Source organism: Pseudomonas sp. TE12508 (assembly GCF_056279485.1).
In genome coordinates this window covers 61,700-79,373 of the sequence record NZ_JBWCCN010000021.1, presented here as the reverse complement: position 1 = coordinate 79,373, position 17,674 = coordinate 61,700, and the positions used below count along the sequence as shown (strand labels likewise).

Sequence of the window (17,674 nt, the reverse complement as noted above, 5' to 3'; positions counted from 1 at the left end):
GGTTTTTTTGACTCAGCGCGCCTTGAGTTCGATGCGATACAAGCGACCGAGCAGCAACGAATAGGACAAGGTACCGACCAGCGCCACGCCGCCGATGAACCAGAAGGCGTAGGCAAACGAGCCTGTCGCGTGGACGATGCCGCCAATCACAATCGGAGTGACGATCCCGCCGATGTTGGCGGCCAGGCTGGTGACTCCGCCGGTCAGTCCGATCAATTCCTTGGGCGCGACTTCCGACACCGCCGCCCATGACGACGAAGCGATTCCCTGGGCGAAGAAGGCAATGGTCAGCACGGCAATGCAGATCACGTTCGAGTCGGTGAAATTCACCAGCACAATCGACATCCCCAGCATCGATCCGACCACCAAAGGCAACTTGCGAGCGAAGGACATTGAGTAACCGCGGCGTATCAGCAAGTCGGAGACGATGCCGGCCAGCAGAATGCCGACCGTTGCACCCACGAACGGCAGCACCGCGAAGATCCCGGCCTTGATCATGGTCAGCTTGCGTTCTTCGATCAGGTACGTCGGGAACCAGGTCAGGAAGAAGTACAGCGCTGAGGTGCTGGCAAACTTGCCGATGCAAATTGCCCAGATCTGCCGATAACTGAACAGCTCGGCGATCTGCCGCCAGTTGAACCGGGTGCGTTCCTGACTGCTCTTGACCAGTCCGCCCCCGGCTTCGATGTATTTCAGTTCTTCCTGGCTGACGTTCTTGCAGCTCAGCGGATCGCGGTACACGTAGAGCCAGATCACACCGAACACAATGCCGAGTATCCCGGTGCTGTAGAAAACATGGCGCCAGTCATAGGTCGTGGCCAGCCATAACAGCACGCCGGTAAACAGAGCCGTGCCCAGATATTGGCCGCACACGTAAATGCTGCTGGCCAGGCCCCGTTCGCGGGCCGGGAACCATACCGTCACCGCACGGCTGTTGGCAGGAAACGCTGGAGCCTCCATGGCGCCGACCGCCAGGCGCAGCCCGAACAGCGAAGCGAATCCTGTGGCAAAGCCCTGGCACACGGTGACCGTCGACCAACTGATCAGCGATACCCCGTAGGTGAAGCGGGAACCGAAGCGATCGGCAATAAACCCCGCAGGCACCAGGGCGAGGGCGTAAGTCCAGGCAAACGCGGAAAAAATCAGGCCCATTTCGATCTTGTCCAGGCCCAGGTCCTTGGCGAGGAACGGTGCGGCAATCGAGATGTTCACGCGGTCGATGTAGTTGATGATGGTTGCAATCAGCAGCAACGACAGCATGAACCAGCGCCGACGCGTCGGCAGTCGCTGAGGCAACAGGGCGTCCCGGGCGCCGGCGCTCACCGACGGCGCGGTGGACGGGGAGGTTTGCGAGTTCGACATGAGTAGACCTTTTTATTGTTAGAAGAATCGAGATGTTCGCGCGCAGCCGAAGCCGTGCCCGCAGTGCCGGGGCAGAGCAATCGCTACTTGAATGAGAGGCGCGGACAGCCGCTGTCAGGCGCTCAAATACGCCTTCGGACTGGCTCGATCGGGGGAGGGTTGGCGAGAGGGAAAAACAGGTTCATCACGTGCGCACCTTTTGATTGTTTTTGGAAGGTTCGGGCTGCATTGGCTATCACAGTGGTCGTACAACTTCTCAAAATCAACGGAGGCGTTAGATCGTTTTTTCTTCTAAAAAAGGCGATGAATACAGGTGTCCAAGAAAAAACAAATCAGCGTATTTCCTTTGTTATGCTTTATTTGTTTCGTAAGTTGATGTTTTTAAATGATTAATTATCTTTGTGTACATGTAGGTTTTTTGGACAGGCGACACATCACACACGGATACAATTAATTCTCTACATTGCATTGTCATCCTATGACGTGTTGAAGCCCGCGGTGTCTGCCTTCACAATCACCGCGGTCGCCGCCTGCATCGCGGCGCGACGACAATCTGTCCATGTACCTGTAGAGGATCCTCAGACGATGTCGTCACCGAGTCGAGTGCCCACTTACGTCATGCAGCAACGCAGCGAATTGACGGACTTTTACATCCGCGACAAAAAGGGCCGGCACGCCGAAACCAGTCCGCATCGCCATGAGTATTTCCAGATCCAGGTTAACCTCGGTGGCGATACCGTGCAGCACATCGGCAACGTCGAACGTCCGTTTCCGCGCAATACGCTGGCCTTCATCCTGCCGCATCGCGTGCACGTGATTCCGCATCCGGCCGACAGCAATTTCATGGTGATCAATTTTTCCCAGACCTTCCTGCTACCGCACTTGCAGTGTGACCCGATGGATCTGGAGGAAGTCTCGATTCTGCTGGCGCCGGAGTTGTCGCCGTTTCGCTTTCAGGAGCATCTGGATTTCATTCTGGCCGATGAAGACTTCAGTAAAGTCTGTGCCCTGATCGAGCAGATGCGAGTCCTGGATGAGAACCGTCAATTTGGCACTCGCGAGATGCTCAAGGGGTTGTTGCTGCAACTGGTGGGGAGCGTTTGTGCCTTGTATGCCGAGCCGCTCAAACGACTGGCCGAAGAGAATGCCGCCGAAGTAAGCCGGCGCGACGCGCTGAGCAGGATGTCCGAATACTTGCGCAAGAATATTGCCGACCCCGATCTCAACCTGATCAAGGTGGCTGCTGCGACCTACCTGTCTCCGACGTATCTGACGCACTGGTTGCGCAAGGAAATCGGCAAGACTTTCACTGAGCTGGTGCTCGAACGCAGGATGCACGCGGCACGCAATTATTTGCTCAATGGAACACGACCGGTGGGGGAGGTGGCGAGGTTGTGCGGTTTCGCTGACGAAGCTTATTTCTCCCGACGCTTTCGCCAGATACATGGCCAGCCTCCCGGGCAATTCAGACGTCAGCAACTCAATCCCGATACTCCGCAGTCACCGTCCAACACGTGATCGACAGTTGTAGGTGATGTGGCGGTAGATACGAGGTCGATTTGGGCGCACCGGATTGGCCGAAATCGGAGCAGGTACTCAGGCGCTAGATTGGTATTGCATCCATCCAGTCCAGTTTGTCGTTACGCGAGGTCAAGACCAGTAGCCGTCAAAGTCCAAAAAAAATAGGCCCTGAGAAAATTCGTCGCCATCGCTTAATACGTTCAGCCATTAAAAAAAGCAGCCCTTTGGCACCGATAACATCGTTTCTCGGGCGTACCGCTTTTCAATATATTGGTCGCCAGATCTGGTGAATGACTAAACATTCACCACCCTCAGTGCGAGTAGTCTTAATGAACAATAAACCTGACAAAGCAGGGCTAGATAACGCCGGAGCGGGGACCCGAGCGGTCTGGGGTGGGGAGCAAGTCAGGCACCCCTACAACGCCACTCAAACACCGATCGTGGTCAGCGCCGCTTACGGTTATGACGACATCGACGTCTGGTACGACGTTGCGTTGGGCAAAACGCCGGGCTTTATCTACAGCCGCATGAGCAACCCGACGGTCGAGACCCTCGAAGCAAAAATTCGCGAGTTGGAAATGGCCGAGTCCGCCGTGGCCTTCAGCAGCGGCATGGCGGCAATCAGCAGTGTACTTTTCACCTTCCTGGCCAATGGCGATCGTGTGGTGTCGACCAAGGACAGCTACGGTGGCACCAACAAGATTTTCGAAGAATTCCTGCCGCGCACGGGCGTTGAGGTGACCTTGTGCGAGACGTTCGATCACGAGGAGATCGAGCGTGAAATTGCCAAAGGCTGCCAGTTGTTGTACCTGGAAACGCCGACTAACCCGACCTTGAAAATACTCGATATCCAGCGTTTGGTGGCTGCGGCCAAGCGCGTCGGTGCCGTGGTGGTGGCGGACAACACCTTTGCCACGCCGCTGAATCAGAACCCCTTGGCGTTAGGGGTGGACGTGGTCATCCACAGCGCGACCAAGTTCCTCAGCGGTCATGGCGACGTGCTTGGCGGCCTGGTGTGCGGCAGCGAATCCTTGATGGCCAAGGTTCGTCATTATCGGGAAATCAACGGTGCGACGCTCGATCCGTTCTCGGCCTACATGATTATCCGGGGCATGAAAACGCTGGTGCTGCGCATGCGTCAACAGCAACGCAGTGCCCGTGCTCTGGCGGAGTTCCTCTGCACCGAACCGCTGGTGGAGTCGGTCAATTATCCCGGCTTGCCCGGTCATCCGAACCACGCTGTGGCGTGCACGCAAATGTCCGGCTTCGGCGCCATCGTCAGTTTTGTTCTGGTCGGTGGGATGGACACGGTCAAAGTGCTCTTGCCACGTCTGCGATTCGCCCACTGCGCGGGCAATCTCGGTGCAGTGGAAACCATTTACGGCCCGGCCCGGACCACCAGCCATGTCGAGAACACGCTGGAGGAACGACTGGCTCTGGGTATCTCCGAAGGACTGGTGCGGGTCTCAGTCGGCATTGAAGACACTGACGATCTGCTCGACGATTTAAAGCAGGCGTTCGCCTTTGTCAGGTGTTCGCGCGATGAGCTGGCACAGGCAAACACACAGCACTCAAACAACAAAACGTGCATCGAGGCAGCAAGCTGAAGTTTTAACGTTAGTACCTCACGACAAGGCCGTTAGTGAGGCGTTCATGAAGTGGAATAATAATAAAACCAGTGGCGACCTGTTTTGACTCTGCCCCGTGACTCATCGCAGACGTTATTGCGCGCCCTAACAACTTTCATGAGAGCAACCATGTCCATAAAAGAAGAACAACTCAACACACGTACCGGCTTTAAACAGGAAATGCAGACGCGCCATATTGTCATGTTGGCATTGGGTGGCGTCATTGGTACCGGGCTGTTTCTCACGTCCGGGTACACCGTTAACCAGGCCGGTCCGTTGGGTGCGGTCATCGCTTATATCATCGGCGCACTCATGGTTTACATGGTCATGATGTGCTTGGGCGAATTGGCGGTGCAGATGCCGGAAACGGGTTCGTTCAGCACCTACGCTACGCGTTTTCTCGGACCCGGCACCGGCTACACCGTGGCGTGGTTGTATTGGCTGACCTGGACTGTGGCAATCGGCTCTGAATTTACCGCCGCCGGTATTTTGATGGCGCGTTGGTTTCCGGATACGCCGGTATGGATTTGGAGTGCGCTGTTCGCAGGCTTGGTGTTTCTGACCAACGTGATATCGGTGCGCTTGTTCGCTGAGACTGAATTCTGGTTATCACTGGTCAAAGTGGTGACCGTGGTGGTGTTTCTGCTAATCGGTGGTGGCGCGATTCTCGGCCTGCTGCATATCGATCAGGCTCACAGTATCGGGCTGAGCAACTTCACTCGCGAGGGGCTTTTCCCTACCGGTTTCATGTCAATTGCCATGACGTTACTGGCGGTCTCCTTTGCGTTCTCCGGCACTGAATTGATTGGCATCGCCGCGGGTGAAACCAAGGACCCCCAGCGTAATGTGCCGCGTGCCATTCGCACTACAGTGCTACGCCTGGCAATCTTTTTCGTGGGGACCATTTTTGTCCTGGCGACCTTGTTACCCCGTGAACAGGCCGGGCTCGTAGAGAGTCCGTTCGTCACCGTGTTCACCTACATCGGGATTCCGTACTCCGCAGACATCATGAATTTCGTGATCATCAGTGCCTTGTTGTCGGCTGCCAACTCCGGTTTGTACGCTGCTTCACGGATGCTCTGGACCCTGAGTGACCAAGGTCACCTGCCCAAGCAGTTCTCGGCCCTGACCCGCATGGGCACACCACTCAACGCCATTATCGTCAGCATGGCCGGTGGCGCCGCATCGTTGCTCAGTAGCGTGTTTGCCGCCGATACCATCTATCTGGCACTGGTGTCGATATCTGGGTTGGCGGTGGTGGTGGTGTGGATGAGCATTGCCGCGAGCCAGATTGCTTTTCGCCGTCACTATGTAGCCAATGGAGGCGATGTCCGCGATCTTAAGTTTCGCGTCCGGGGTTATCCGTGGGTGCCACTGGGAGCGCTAATCTGCTGCAGCCTGGCGTGTGTCGGGATTGCTTTCGACCCTGAACAGCGGGTAGCTCTGTACTTCGGTTTGCCATTCATCGCCTGGTGCTATTTCGTGTATTACATTACCCGCAAAAGCCGCGAGCGACGCTTGTCGGTTACCCCCTTGGCACAACCTTCCGATGCGTACTAGGCACTGTCGACGGGGTGGGCAAGCGTGCTCGGTGGAGGGGGGGCATTGAGGCTCAGACCATGAAACAAAAGACGTTACCCCCATTGAACTGGTTGCGGGCATTCGAGGTGTCCGCCCGTTGCCTGAACTTCACCCACGCTGCCGAAGAACTGTTTTTGACCCAGGGTGCGGTAAGCCAGCAGATCCGCCAATTGGAAAACCATCTGGGGGTGGCGCTGTTCAAGCGCTTGCCCCGTGGCCTGGGGCTGACCGAGGAAGGACAGGCCTATCTGCCGGTTGTGCAAGATGCGATCACTCGACTGGCGGTAGGGACCAACGAAATTTTTGGCCAGCACAAACGCCGGCCGATCAAGGTGCGCGGCAGCCTGGCGTTTTTCGTGCACTGGCTGGCGCCCAAGCTGGTGGGCTTTCGCCAGGCCCATCCACAGGTCGACATCCGCTACATCAGCAACATCTGGGTCAAGGAACTGGATGGTGAGGATGACATGGAAATTCGCTGGGGCCATGGTCAATGGCCCGGCCTGGTGTCGCAGCGCCTGACTTGGGACACCTTGTTTCCGGTCTGCTCGCCAGCCCTGATGGCGAACTCGCCGCTGACGGTGCCGGCGGACGTGGCGCACCATCCGTTGTTGCATGTCCTGGGTTACGAAGAGGGTTGGGGTTACTGGTTGAACATGGTCGGTGCGGATACCGTCGATTCGTCGACAGGCATGCAGTTCGACACACTGATTTCCACTTTGCGCATGGCCGAGTTGGGACAGGGGATTGCCCTGGCCCGGTCCTCGATGGTTGATGAAATGCTTCAGGACGGGCGACTGATCGAACCCTTCGACCAGCGCATCGAAGCCAGCGAGTCGTTTTACCTCGTACGCGGTTCCGGGGCCGACCAGCACCCCGACGCGGTCATGTTTTCCACCTGGCTGGTCGAGCAGGCACATCGTTTCAAATGAATGGCCGGAGCCAACCATGCGCTATGTAAGTACCCGAAATTCGGCCGTTCAAGTCGATTTCGAAAGGGTCGTGTTGTCTGGGATTGCAGAGGACGGTGGGTTGTTCGTGCCGCTCGAACTGCCACTGTTCGAACCGCAGGACATCGCCAACTGGTCGACGTTGCCCTATGACGAACTGGCCTATCGAGTGATGAGTCCGTTTGTTGGCGAGACGATCTCCGAGGCGGACCTCAAATGCATGCTCAAGGAGGCTGGCAGCCAATTCAGCCATCGGTCCCTGGCACCTTTGCATCAGGTAGATCGCAACGAATGGGTGCTGGAGCTGTTCCATGGGCCTACCCGTTCCTCGAAAGATTTTGCCGCCCAGTTGCAGGCACGGCTGGTGCAGTACTTTCTGCGCAAACGCGGGCGCCGCGCGGTGGTGCTCGGTGCCACCAACGGCGATACCGGGCTGGCGGCCATCGAGGCATTCAAGCACTGCGACGAGACGGATGTGGTTGTGTTTTACCCGGAGGCAGGTGTACCGCAAGACCAACTCCAGCACCTGCAAGCGGTGGCGCATCCCAAGGTTCATCAGTTCGCTGTGAATGGCAGCTTCGACGAGTGCCAGACCATCGTCACCCGGCTGTTCCTGCAGTGGCCGTGCATGCAGCACGAGGCGATTAGTTTCAACTCCAGCAACTGGGTCAGTGTGTTGGCACAACTGGTGTTTTATTTCCACGCCGTGCTGCAACTGGGGGGCGGTCAGCGTCCGATCGGTTTCAGCGTGCCAGCCGCGAGTTTTGCCGAGGTCTATGCCGGCTACATCGCGCAAAAAATGGGCTTGCCGATCATCCAGATGATCGTTGCGACCAATCAGAATGACGCGTTGCATCAGTTGTTTCTGAAGAACCACTACTCCCGGTTGCCAGCCAACAAGACCTTGTCGCCGGCCATGGACCTGTCGATCTTTTCTAACCTGGAACGTTTTCTCTGGGAGCTCTACGGGCATGACGATCGGGCCGTGAGCGCGCTGATGGCAGCGTTCGAATCCAACGGCGAGATGACCATCGCCAACGAGTTCTGGTTACAGGCGCGGATGATCATCGACTCTTACGCGGTCAGTGATGAGGAGACGCTGAAGGAAATCACCTCGCTGTATCACGACACCGGTTACGTTATTGACCCGCATACCGCCACCGGTGTCCTCGCGGCCAGGTTGTATCGCCGAAGCCTGGTGGCGCCGATGGTTACCCTGGGGGAAATCTCGCCGGCCAAATCGGCGGTGCTGCTCGGCGAGTTGGGGATCAGCACGCCGGCGCAACACAGCCCGGTCGCGAAGCAAGGGCCGGCGCAGCTTTACCGGATTAAACCGGACGACCTCGACACCATCCATCAGCTGCTCGGCGCGCTGTGAAGGCGCGGAAACAGGAGGCCAAGTGAAGCGAATTCTGGACCCTCTCGATGAACACATCATCGCGGAACTGCGGCTCAATGCCCGGGCTGCCCACGCCGAGCTGGCGGCGAAGGTCAATCTGTCGCGCAATGCTGTGCGTCAGCGCATCGAACGGCTTGAGCGCGACGGGGCGATACAGGGTTATACGGTACGCACGGGGGAGGGGCGACAAGCTTCTTCGAACATCAATGCGGTGATTTTTGTCTACCGCTACGACCGCATGCGCGGCGCGGAAGTGCTGCAGGCCCTGCGGGCAATACCGGAAGTCATTCAGTGCGATGTGATGAGTGGCGAGTTCGATCTGATGCTGCGGGTCGGCGCTGCCAGTCCGGAGCGGGTGCATAAGGTCTGGAATGAAATCTCCGCGTTGCCCGGGGTGGAAAACACCGTGACCTCATTCGTGCTGTCGTCCGTCGTCTAACCTTTTTATCGTTCTGAAAAAAGCCAACCTGTGTTGGCTTTTTTTATGCTTGGCGTTTTGCCCGGGTGCAGGTCATAACGCCCACAAAATAGAGCAAATTGGCCTATTCCACTGCCCTGGTCGCGCCCCTAACCTAGAGCCCAACAACCCATCACCCGGATCAAGGGCATAAAAAAATGACTGAATACAAACTGGCGCTTGTCGGCTTCGGCGGTGTGAACCGGGCATTGGCTCAGCTGATTGCCGAACGTAACGAAAACTGGAAAACCGAACTGGGTTTCACTCTGAAAATCGTTGGCGTGACCGACCTGTTTCTCGGTTCGGTGATTGGCCGCGAAGGGCTGGACGCCGCGTTGCTGACCAAGCTGCCGGCAGTCAAAGGTGCATTGGCGCAGCTTCCGGGTGGCGAAGCAGATGCCCTCAACGAAGCGGTGATCAAGGACTGCGGCGCAGACATCATTGTCGAAGCCACTTTCACCAATCCGGTAGACGGCGAGCCGGCCACCTCCTTCTGCCGTTGGGCGCTGGAACGGGGCAAACATGTAGTCACCACTAACAAGGGACCCATTGCCTTGCACGGCGCCGAGCTTAATGAACTGGCTCGATGCAATAACGTCGCCTTTGAATACGAAGGTTCGGTGATGAGTGGCACGCCGGTTATTCGCCTAGCCAAGCAGTCGTTGGCAGGCAGTTCGATAATCGGTTTTGAGGGGATTCTCAACGGCACGTCCAACTTCGTTCTCACCTGCATGGAAGGCGGCCTGGGGTTTGCCGATGCGGTCAGCAAAGCACAGGACCTAGGGTATGCCGAAGCCGATCCGACTGCGGATGTCGAGGGGCATGACGTGCGCCTCAAGGTGGTGATCCTGGCCAATGAACTGCTGGACGCCAAGCTGAACGTCAGCGATGTCAGGTGCAGCGGTATTTCCTCACTCGACCTTGGCGACATTGAAAAAGCCCGGCAGGACGGGGCTCGCTGGAAGCTAATCGGCGCAGCCATGCGTCATGCCGATGGGGCGATCAGTGCCAGTGTCGAACCGCGTCTGTTGAAACACGATCATCCGCTGGCCGGTATTTCCGGTGCCACCAATGCCGTGTCGTTTACCACCAATCTGCTCGGCGCGGTGACGGTTTCGGGGCCGGGGGCAGGGCGCATGGAAACAGCGTTTGCGCTGCTTTCGGACATCATCAGCATCCACCAGTCTGTTGCGTGCAACTAGGAGAAAGCCTGTGAATCTATCACGTCTGTCCCTGGCTATTGTGGAGCCGAAAATCGAAGTCTTTAACCCCTTTGACGGCACCGTCATCGGGACCGTCGCGGATGTCTGTGCGTCGCAAGTGCCACAGCTGCTGGAGACCGGACGCAGCGGTGCGCGGGTGTGTGCCGGGTTACCGCGTCATCGTCGGGCACGCATTCTCGAGCAGGCTGCATTGAACATCGAGCTTGATGCCCAAGCGTTTGCCCGGCTGATCGTCGACGAAGCCGGGAAGACCCTCAAGCAGGCAGAAAAAGAAGTCAAACGCTGCGTCAACACCCTCAAGCTTTCTGCCGAAGAGGCCAGGCGTAATGCCGGGGAAGTGGTGCCTTTCGACGCCTATGAGGGTTCTGAGTCGCGCCAGGGCTGGTTTTCCCGCGAACCCCTGGGGCTGATCGTCGCGATTACCCCGTACAACGATCCGCTGAATCTGGTGGCGCACAAGCTCGGTCCCGCCATTGCCGGCGGCAATGCGGTGATTCTCAAACCGTCTGAGCTGGCGCCGTTGTCGGCCATCAAATTGGTGTCGTATCTGGTCATGGCAGGGTTGCCCGAATCGGTGGTCACGGTCGCCACTGGGGGGGCGGAACTGGGCAAGGCCTTAGTCGCATCCCGTGAGGTGCGGATGATTTCCTTTACGGGCGGCTTCGTCACCGGGGAGCAGATCGCACGCACCGCCGGCCTGAAGAAACTCGCCATGGACTTGGGCGGCAATGCGCCGGTGATCGTCATGGGCGACTGCGACCTTGAATCTGCCGTCGAGAGTTGCCTGTCGGGAGCCTTTTGGGCGGCGGGGCAGAATTGCATCGGTACTCAGCGCCTGCTGATTCAGGCACCGATTTATGAAGCGTTCCGTGAGCGTTTCGTCAACCAGGCCAAGGCGCTTGTGAACGGCGATCCTATGCGTGCCGACACTGATATCGGCCCGATGATTACCCCGCAAGCCGCGCAGAATGCCGAGCAAGTGGTGAACGACGCGTTGCAAGAGGGCGCCACATTGCTCTGCGGCCATCGGCGCCAAGGCTCGTGCTACGCCGCTACGGTATTGGAAAACGTCGATCATTGCAGTCGGCTGTGGCGCACCGAAGTCTTCGCGCCGGTGGTGGTTTTGCAGCTATTCGAAACCTTCGATGAGGCCATCGCATTGGCCAACGAGCCCGAATACAGCCTGCATGCGGGGATCTTCACCAATGATCTGGCCACGGCCATGAGCGCCGCACGAAGAATCGAAGCCGGGGGTGTGATGATCAACGACTCCTCCGATTACCGCTTCGATGCAATGCCGTTTGGCGGCTCCAAGTATGGAAGCCTGGGCCGGGAAGGAGTGCGCTTTGCCTATGAGGAAATGACCCAACCCAAGGTGGTGTGCCTGAACACGCTGGGTTAATCGATTTGAGGAACATCTCATCAGGTCGTTTTGCATTGGGAAGGTCTGGTCACCCGCCCAATGCATTTTTTCTGGCGTTAGCTGCATTCAGTCGGCTCCCATGCCGGCGCAGAGCGTGTGGTTAACTGACTGCACAATTTATAAAGTTCTGCAGGAAAATCGAGTTGTCACTGCGACGCCAGGCGAGTGTCAGCCGGGCGATGGGTGATACATCATTTATCTCTTTGAAAACCACCCCTGCGGCATGCACTTGCTGCATCGAAGCCGGTACAAGCGAAACCCCCAATTCTGCCGCTACCAAATGTACGACAGAGGCAGTTTGTGGAGCGCTTTGTCCCAGGATCGGGTCGACACCAGCATCGCGGCAAGCAGCGATAACGGTGTCGAATAAGGTAGGTCCTACTTCTCTGGGATGGGGGCAAGTCGCAATTGTTGGCTCCGTAGGCACTCGGAGCTGCTCGGCGGCCAAATCATTCAGGAGTCGGCGTAAGCGTCAAAAGCGTACCTCCTTGCCGAGCTGAAGCGTAGGCCGCGTCCATGACCTGCATGATTGCCTCGGCATCGCGTAATGATGCAATTGGCTTGGCCCCGTTACGGCACTCAGCAAGCACTTGTTTGACGAACAGTGGGTAATAGACGTCTGTGTCCAGTTGTAGTCGGCGGCTTCGAGTGCCGGCCGCGAGGTTCTGTCGATCCCTTATTTCGATTCGGTCGGGACCGGATTTGGCATACATGTGATCGGATGAAAGAGTGAAGGAGAACTCGCGCTGCTCGTCGGCGGTACTGGGGAAACTGTATCCCGTTTCCACAACACCGATCACGCCATCTTCAGTCTGCAGGGTCAATAACGAATAGTCTTCGACGGCACCCCGATGTGTCAGTGAATTCATGATGGCTGAGACTCGCGAGACCTCCTTACCGGTCAATAGTCTGAAGAGATCTATGAAATGCGTAGCCACGTTGATCGTAGATCCGCCTCCTGAAAAAGCGGGATCGATGGCCCAGCCTGAGCCTGCAGTTTCATAACGAGCGGGCGGACCTACGATGAAGCGGAAAGACATGTAGTTGAAGTCTGCGGCCAAGCGTCCCTCAGCATCTTGCAGAGCGCTAAGCAGTTCACTCATGCGGAAGATCAGCGGCACAGCACAGTAGAGATTGGCTTGCTCGGCCAGCTCACGCAGTCGTGTGACCTGCGCCATGTTGATGCCGCAGGGTTTCTCCAGGGCAAAGGGGATGTTTCGTGCGATCACGGCCTCTGCCAGCGACGGCATTTCCGAATGCCTGCCGAACACGAAAGCAAAATCGACCTCCTCGCGCTCAAGCAACTCATAGGATGAGCTATACAAAGGGCATTTGAATCGCTCGGCAATGGCCTCGCCCTTCACGTGCTCCGAATCCGATACGGCCACCACTTGAACCCCATTGGCCTCAAGAGCATTCAGATACAGTGGGACATGCCAATGGCTGACCTCCAGTAACGCAACTTTCATACGTACTCACTCCTGGCGCGGTACAAGCAGACATTTGGAATGTTCGGGTTGAAAATGATCGCGCTATAGGTTTCAGCGACTTTGGAATCATTCATGGTCTTTCCCTTTATTCGCTTCGATGAAAACGGGTCGTTTTCCCCGTTTTCGCTGAAGCGCTTTTACGTCAAATGGCCGGTATCTCTTGCTGGCGGCAACAATAATTCGGCATCGACTGCTGTTACGTTATCGGGGTGGTAATCGAACCCAAGGAAGCGCAGTGCAAGCAACGCCTGACCTTTGTGCATGGGGCCCCCGTCCTGGGTACGACAACCTCGTTTACGCGCAGCATCGCAAAGCGGTGTCGATTCCGGCGAGTTGATGATGTCCACAACGAGGGTACCGGGCTCGAGCCGCTCGGGGTCCACAGGCATAGGATCATTTTTGCTCATGCCAAGCGGCGTGGCATTGATCACGATTTCATAGCCATGTGGGTCGGGTGGGCCGGAATGCGTGATGCAACCTGTTTCGGCAGCAACGGCTTTCGCCAGATCCTCAGCTCGGTGTTCGTCGACATCGGAGATAGTCAGCGATCGAGCACCCGCCGACGCGACGGCAAATGCGATCGCTCTGCCTGCGCCTCCAGCACCGACCAAAAGAACATTTTTGTTCGCTGGATGGTTGCCTTCCCATTGCATGCCAAGAACACAGCCGAGGCCATCGAATACGGCGCCGACCCAACGTCCGTCTGTCTCGCAACGAATGACGTTGATTGCACCGACTTGACGCGCAGTCGGATGAAGTTCGTCGACAACATCCAGCATCCTTTGCTTATGAGGCATGGTGACCAGGATGCCGGCGAGATTGTTCAGCGCTCTGGCACCCTTCACGAACGCGGACAGGTTATCGGCCTTGACCTCCAATGGAATACAAACCGCGTCTGCCTGCTGTTCTATAAAGAGTCGGTTGAATAATTGCGGAGACTTGGCAGCCGTCAGCGGATGGCCGACCAATCCATAAAGCCGAGTTGTTCCTGTGATATGTGAGGCCATGGTTGCCTGATATTTGATGTTGACGGGAAGAGGCGTCCTGGCGGCTTCTTGGGTCATGCACAGCGTCGATGGCTATGCATTGGCAAGTGCCGACCGCAGGATGCTGCTCTGCCCGTCGGGCCTGTGTGGGTCGCGAAAACCTAATGGTCGCACCAGTGTGATCGTCGAAAGTCGTTACGAGCGCAGTTGGCTAGCCAGATCCTTCGGTGCGTCTGTCTGAGCTGTGCCCTGCATCGCTTCGGCCCGCATACGATCGTATTCTTCTTTGGCAATAGGCACTGCGTTGCGTTTGCCGAGATCTTCAAGGCGAATCCGGTATGTTTCACGTGTAGTGAACGCCGCGATCGCAGCGATAACACAGATACCTAATGTAAGAGAACCGATTTTTAGTGGGATATTCTCGGAGCCGGGGGGCGCTACAGTAACGAAGATTGCCGGGAGAAACGCAGTCATCGCGGTCCCTATGTTCTGTCCGATGGCCATACCGGTCACACGCACCCGCGTACGGAACAATTCGGGAAAGAGGCTCGGGAATACGCCGTTGAAACCCTGATAGGCGACGCCCCACATGAGTACGGAGAGAACCAGCGAAAGCCACAGGTTGTGGACGCTGATAGCGTACAGGTACGCGTACGAGAGCAGTCCTGCGCAGAGAACGCCAATAATGACTGGGGGCCTGCGGCCGATCTTGTCTGAGAGATTACCAACGAAGGGGATCAGGATCACCGCGCACATGTTACCCAGCAGAGGTATCCACAAATAGACGCCTGCAGGGAAACCGATGCCATAGGCCGGTTGAACCGCATAGGTGGCGCCGAATACCGAGGCGACAATGGCGATCACCGCAGCAAGTGCCATGCAGATCACACGCAAGAGATCACCCCAGCTCTGCCGGATGACTTCGACAACTGGCAGAACAGTAGCTTCGCCTTGCTTTTTTTGTTTGGCAAATACAGGTGTCTCGTCGACCTGGCGGCGAATGATATATCCCATGATGACGACAACGACGCTGAGCAGGAACGGAATCCGCCAGCCCCAGGATGCGAACTGATCCGCAGGCATAAAATGAGCGAGAGGCAAGAAAACTGCTGCCGCGAGCAGTTGCCCGGCCTGAACCCCTTGGAGGGTAAAACTCGCGAAGTAACCACGGCGACCGGACGGAGCGTGTTCGAGAATCATGGAGCTGGCGCAGGAGATCTCCCCGGCCACCGCAAAACCCTGAATCAGGCGCAACGTCACAAGCAGCAAGGGCGCCCAGATCCCGATCTGCTGGTACGTTGGCAGCAGCCCGATGCACATCGTCGAGAAGCCCATCAGGAACATGCAGTAAACCAGAACCGTTTTACGGCCGTGGCGATCACCCAAATGCCCTAGGACAACAGCGCCTATCGGCCGGGCGATATAGCCCACACCAAAGCTTGCCAGAGAGGCAATGATGCCGACCGCTGGGTTATCAGACGGAAAAAAGAGCTGTGGAAACAGCAAGGCCGCCGCGGTCGCATAGATAAAGAAGTCGTAATACTCCAGTGCCGAGCCGATCCAGCCGCTAGCTGCGGCTTTCTTTGACTGGCTTTTGGAATGAGCGTCGATCGGTATGCTCTGATTCATAACGTGTCTCCGGTTTCTCAATTGTTGTTATTGTAACGACGTTCCATCAGTAATTCTGTTACCGAAATTACCGCCTTGTCAAGGGAGAAGTCCCCTTGGGCGATCAAGCGGGACGCTGGTGTTTGTGCGGTGCTGAGTTCATACGTCCGACGTCGTCGCCCAGCCGAGCGAGCATGGCAAAGCCTGCTCGTGCGTTCGGGCGAATAGGGCGCTAGAGGATGAACAGGTTCCCAAGCGTCAAGCTGTCGCCGCTGTTGCTCATACAGAGAGCAATGACCACGGCGACAGGTTTTAACGTTGTAGATTGCTCTGCAAAATTTTGGCGCGTCAGCAGTACAGAGTGACCTTAAGGCGCACTAGCCCGCGCCTTAAGGGAATCGGAAATCAATTCGTCTGCATGCCGACGTGCATGTTTGCCAACCTACAAGCTATCTCTCGAGAGGGCACCGTCGACGAGCCTCGAGATTTTCAACGGATTCGCGTCCTTTAAAGCATCGGGAAGCAACGCGTCGGGGTAGTTTTGGAAGCAGACTGGCCTCAGGAAGCGGTCGATGGCCAAAGTGCCGACCGAGGTGCCGCGGCTATCGGAAGTGGCAGGATAAGGACCGCCGTGCACCATTGAATCGCAGACCTCGACACCCGTTGGGTAGCCATTGATGAGGATGCGGCCAACCTTCATCTCCAGCAAAGCAGTCAACTCTACGAACTGCGTAAGGTCTTCTGGCTCGCCAATCAAGGTTGCGGTCAATTGTCCGTGAAGGGCATCGATGGCAGCGTTGAGTTGCGCCTGGTCAGCGACCTCGATGAAGATGGACGTGGGGCCGAAGATTTCCTCTTGAAGAACTTTATCGCCGTTAAGCAACAACTCTACGTCGGCCTTGAACAACTGTGGCTGGGCCTGGTGACCCTGTTGGTTGCTGCCAGCCAGGTGCGCGATGCCGGGGTGCGCGTGCAAGTTCTGCAAGCCAGCCGCATAGCTACGCAGGGTGCCTGCGTTGAGCATTGTTTGTGCAGGTTGGTCGCTGATCAACGCGGCCACGCTATTCTGAAAGGCACTGAATGCAGCCGAACGAATGCCAACCACCAGCCCGGGATTGGTGCAGAACTGCCCACAACCTTGAACCACCGAGGCGGCAAGATCGTGAGCGATACTGTCGGCTCGACGCGAGAGTGCCTCGGGCAGGATCACTACCGGGTTGATGCTCGACATCTCGGCGAAGACTGGGATGGGCTCGGGGCGAGCGGCGGCCATGTCGCACAATGCTCGACCACCTTTGAGTGAACCGGTAAAACCAACTCCCTTGATGAGCGGGTGTTTTACCAAGGCTTCGCCTACGCCACTGCCATAAATCATGTTGAAGACACCGGCGGGCATGCCGCTGCGCTCGGCAGCCCGGATGATCGCGTTGGCGACCTGTTCTGCAGTGGCCATGTGGCCGCTGTGGGCTTTGAATACTACCGGACAACCCGCCGCGAGGGCCGAGGCGGTATCGCCGCCGGCCGTGGAGAAGGCCAACGGAAAATTACTGGCACCAAACACAGCAACCGGACCGATTGCGGTGCGGTACTGGCGAAGGTCAGGGCGTGGCAACGGCTTGCGAAGTGGTAACGCTTGGTCGATGCGAGCTCCATAGAAGTCACCACGGCGCAGTACGTTTGCAAACAGGCGCATTTGACCACTGGTTCGTGCGCGTTCGCCCTGGATGCGAGCTACAGGCAATGCTGTTTCACAGCAAACCAGTGCAATAAACTCATCGTCCAAAGCCTCTAGCTCTTCAGCAATGGCATCGAGAAATTCAGCCCGTTTGCTCGCGCTCAGGCTGCGGTAGCTGGAAAAGGCGTTGTTGGCTGCATGGGCAGCGTCCTCGATTTCTTGCGGGGTCGCTTGGTGAAAGGCATAGGGTAAGGTCTCCCCCGTGCCGGCATCCACACTCTTGACGATGATACTGCCGGCGGCGCTGCGCTGACCGCCGATAAAATTCTGGCCGGTAATGAGGGACATGGTTGTCTCCAGATTGGATGTGCAAG

14 protein-coding genes are annotated in these 17,674 nt (G+C 57.1%); 8 read left to right on the top strand and 6 right to left on the bottom strand.

Going from position 1 to position 17,674, the window contains the following annotated elements; translation table 11 throughout:
- Positions 1–12: 12 nt before the first annotated feature.
- The gene (locus tag ACZ9IM_RS25905; protein ID WP_218395864.1) at positions 13–1,362 is read right to left on the bottom strand and encodes an MFS transporter; all 1,350 of its coding nucleotides are present in this window, start codon (positions 1,360–1,362) and stop codon (positions 13–15) included.
- Positions 1,363–1,947: 585 nt separating this feature from the next.
- On the opposite strand from ACZ9IM_RS25905, the gene ACZ9IM_RS25900 reads away from it, so the two are divergent.
- The 8 genes from ACZ9IM_RS25900 (at position 1,948) to ACZ9IM_RS25865 (ending at position 11,520) form a co-directional block, all read left to right on the top strand.
- Positions 1,948–2,880, top strand: a complete 933-nt coding sequence (locus tag ACZ9IM_RS25900) for a helix-turn-helix transcriptional regulator (RefSeq protein WP_476225335.1) — start codon at positions 1,948–1,950, stop codon at positions 2,878–2,880.
- A gap of 332 nt (positions 2,881–3,212) precedes the next feature.
- Entirely contained in the window at positions 3,213–4,490 is a 1,278-nt protein-coding gene (locus tag ACZ9IM_RS25895; RefSeq protein WP_008073842.1) for a cystathionine gamma-synthase family protein, read from the top strand.
- A gap of 150 nt (positions 4,491–4,640) precedes the next feature.
- Positions 4,641–6,071, top strand: a complete 1,431-nt coding sequence (locus ACZ9IM_RS25890; RefSeq protein ID WP_008073843.1) for an amino acid permease — start codon at positions 4,641–4,643, stop codon at positions 6,069–6,071.
- Between the two features lie 59 nt (positions 6,072–6,130).
- Positions 6,131–7,021 carry a LysR substrate-binding domain-containing protein gene (locus ACZ9IM_RS25885; protein ID WP_008073844.1) on the top strand — a complete coding sequence of 297 codons (891 nt, stop codon included), beginning with the start codon at positions 6,131–6,133 and terminating at the stop codon, positions 7,019–7,021.
- A gap of 16 nt (positions 7,022–7,037) precedes the next feature.
- Positions 7,038–8,417 (top strand): threonine synthase, encoded by a 1,380-nt coding sequence (thrC, locus tag ACZ9IM_RS25880; protein ID WP_008073845.1) that lies wholly within the window; start codon positions 7,038–7,040, stop codon positions 8,415–8,417.
- Between the two features lie 22 nt (positions 8,418–8,439).
- Positions 8,440–8,877, top strand: a complete 438-nt coding sequence (locus tag ACZ9IM_RS25875) for an Lrp/AsnC family transcriptional regulator (RefSeq protein ID WP_008073846.1) — start codon at positions 8,440–8,442, stop codon at positions 8,875–8,877.
- A gap of 176 nt (positions 8,878–9,053) precedes the next feature.
- A complete protein-coding gene (locus ACZ9IM_RS25870) occupies positions 9,054–10,097 on the top strand; it encodes a homoserine dehydrogenase (protein ID WP_476225333.1) in 1,044 nt (347 codons plus the stop codon).
- A gap of 10 nt (positions 10,098–10,107) precedes the next feature.
- Positions 10,108–11,520 (top strand): aldehyde dehydrogenase family protein, encoded by a 1,413-nt coding sequence (locus ACZ9IM_RS25865; protein WP_008073848.1) that lies wholly within the window; start codon positions 10,108–10,110, stop codon positions 11,518–11,520.
- A gap of 121 nt (positions 11,521–11,641) precedes the next feature.
- Here ACZ9IM_RS25865 and ACZ9IM_RS25860 read toward each other — a convergent pair whose 3' ends face one another.
- From ACZ9IM_RS25860 to ACZ9IM_RS25840, 5 genes are all read right to left on the bottom strand, one after another.
- Complete coding sequence (locus ACZ9IM_RS25860; protein WP_476225332.1) at positions 11,642–11,968, bottom strand: LysR substrate-binding domain-containing protein; 327 nt, start codon at positions 11,966–11,968, stop codon at positions 11,642–11,644.
- 22 nt (positions 11,969–11,990) lie between these two features.
- Positions 11,991–13,010 (bottom strand): Gfo/Idh/MocA family protein, encoded by a 1,020-nt coding sequence (locus tag ACZ9IM_RS25855; RefSeq protein ID WP_008073849.1) that lies wholly within the window; start codon positions 13,008–13,010, stop codon positions 11,991–11,993.
- Positions 13,011–13,168: 158 nt separating this feature from the next.
- On the bottom strand, positions 13,169–14,095 hold the full coding sequence (locus tag ACZ9IM_RS25850) for a shikimate dehydrogenase family protein (RefSeq protein WP_202949517.1): 927 nt from the start codon (positions 14,093–14,095) through the stop codon (positions 13,169–13,171).
- A gap of 117 nt (positions 14,096–14,212) precedes the next feature.
- Complete coding sequence (locus tag ACZ9IM_RS25845) at positions 14,213–15,646, bottom strand: MFS transporter (RefSeq protein WP_008073852.1); 1,434 nt, start codon at positions 15,644–15,646, stop codon at positions 14,213–14,215.
- A gap of 421 nt (positions 15,647–16,067) precedes the next feature.
- Positions 16,068–17,648, bottom strand: a complete 1,581-nt coding sequence (locus ACZ9IM_RS25840; RefSeq protein WP_476225331.1) for an aldehyde dehydrogenase (NADP(+)) — start codon at positions 17,646–17,648, stop codon at positions 16,068–16,070.
- Positions 17,649–17,674 lie beyond the last annotated feature (26 nt).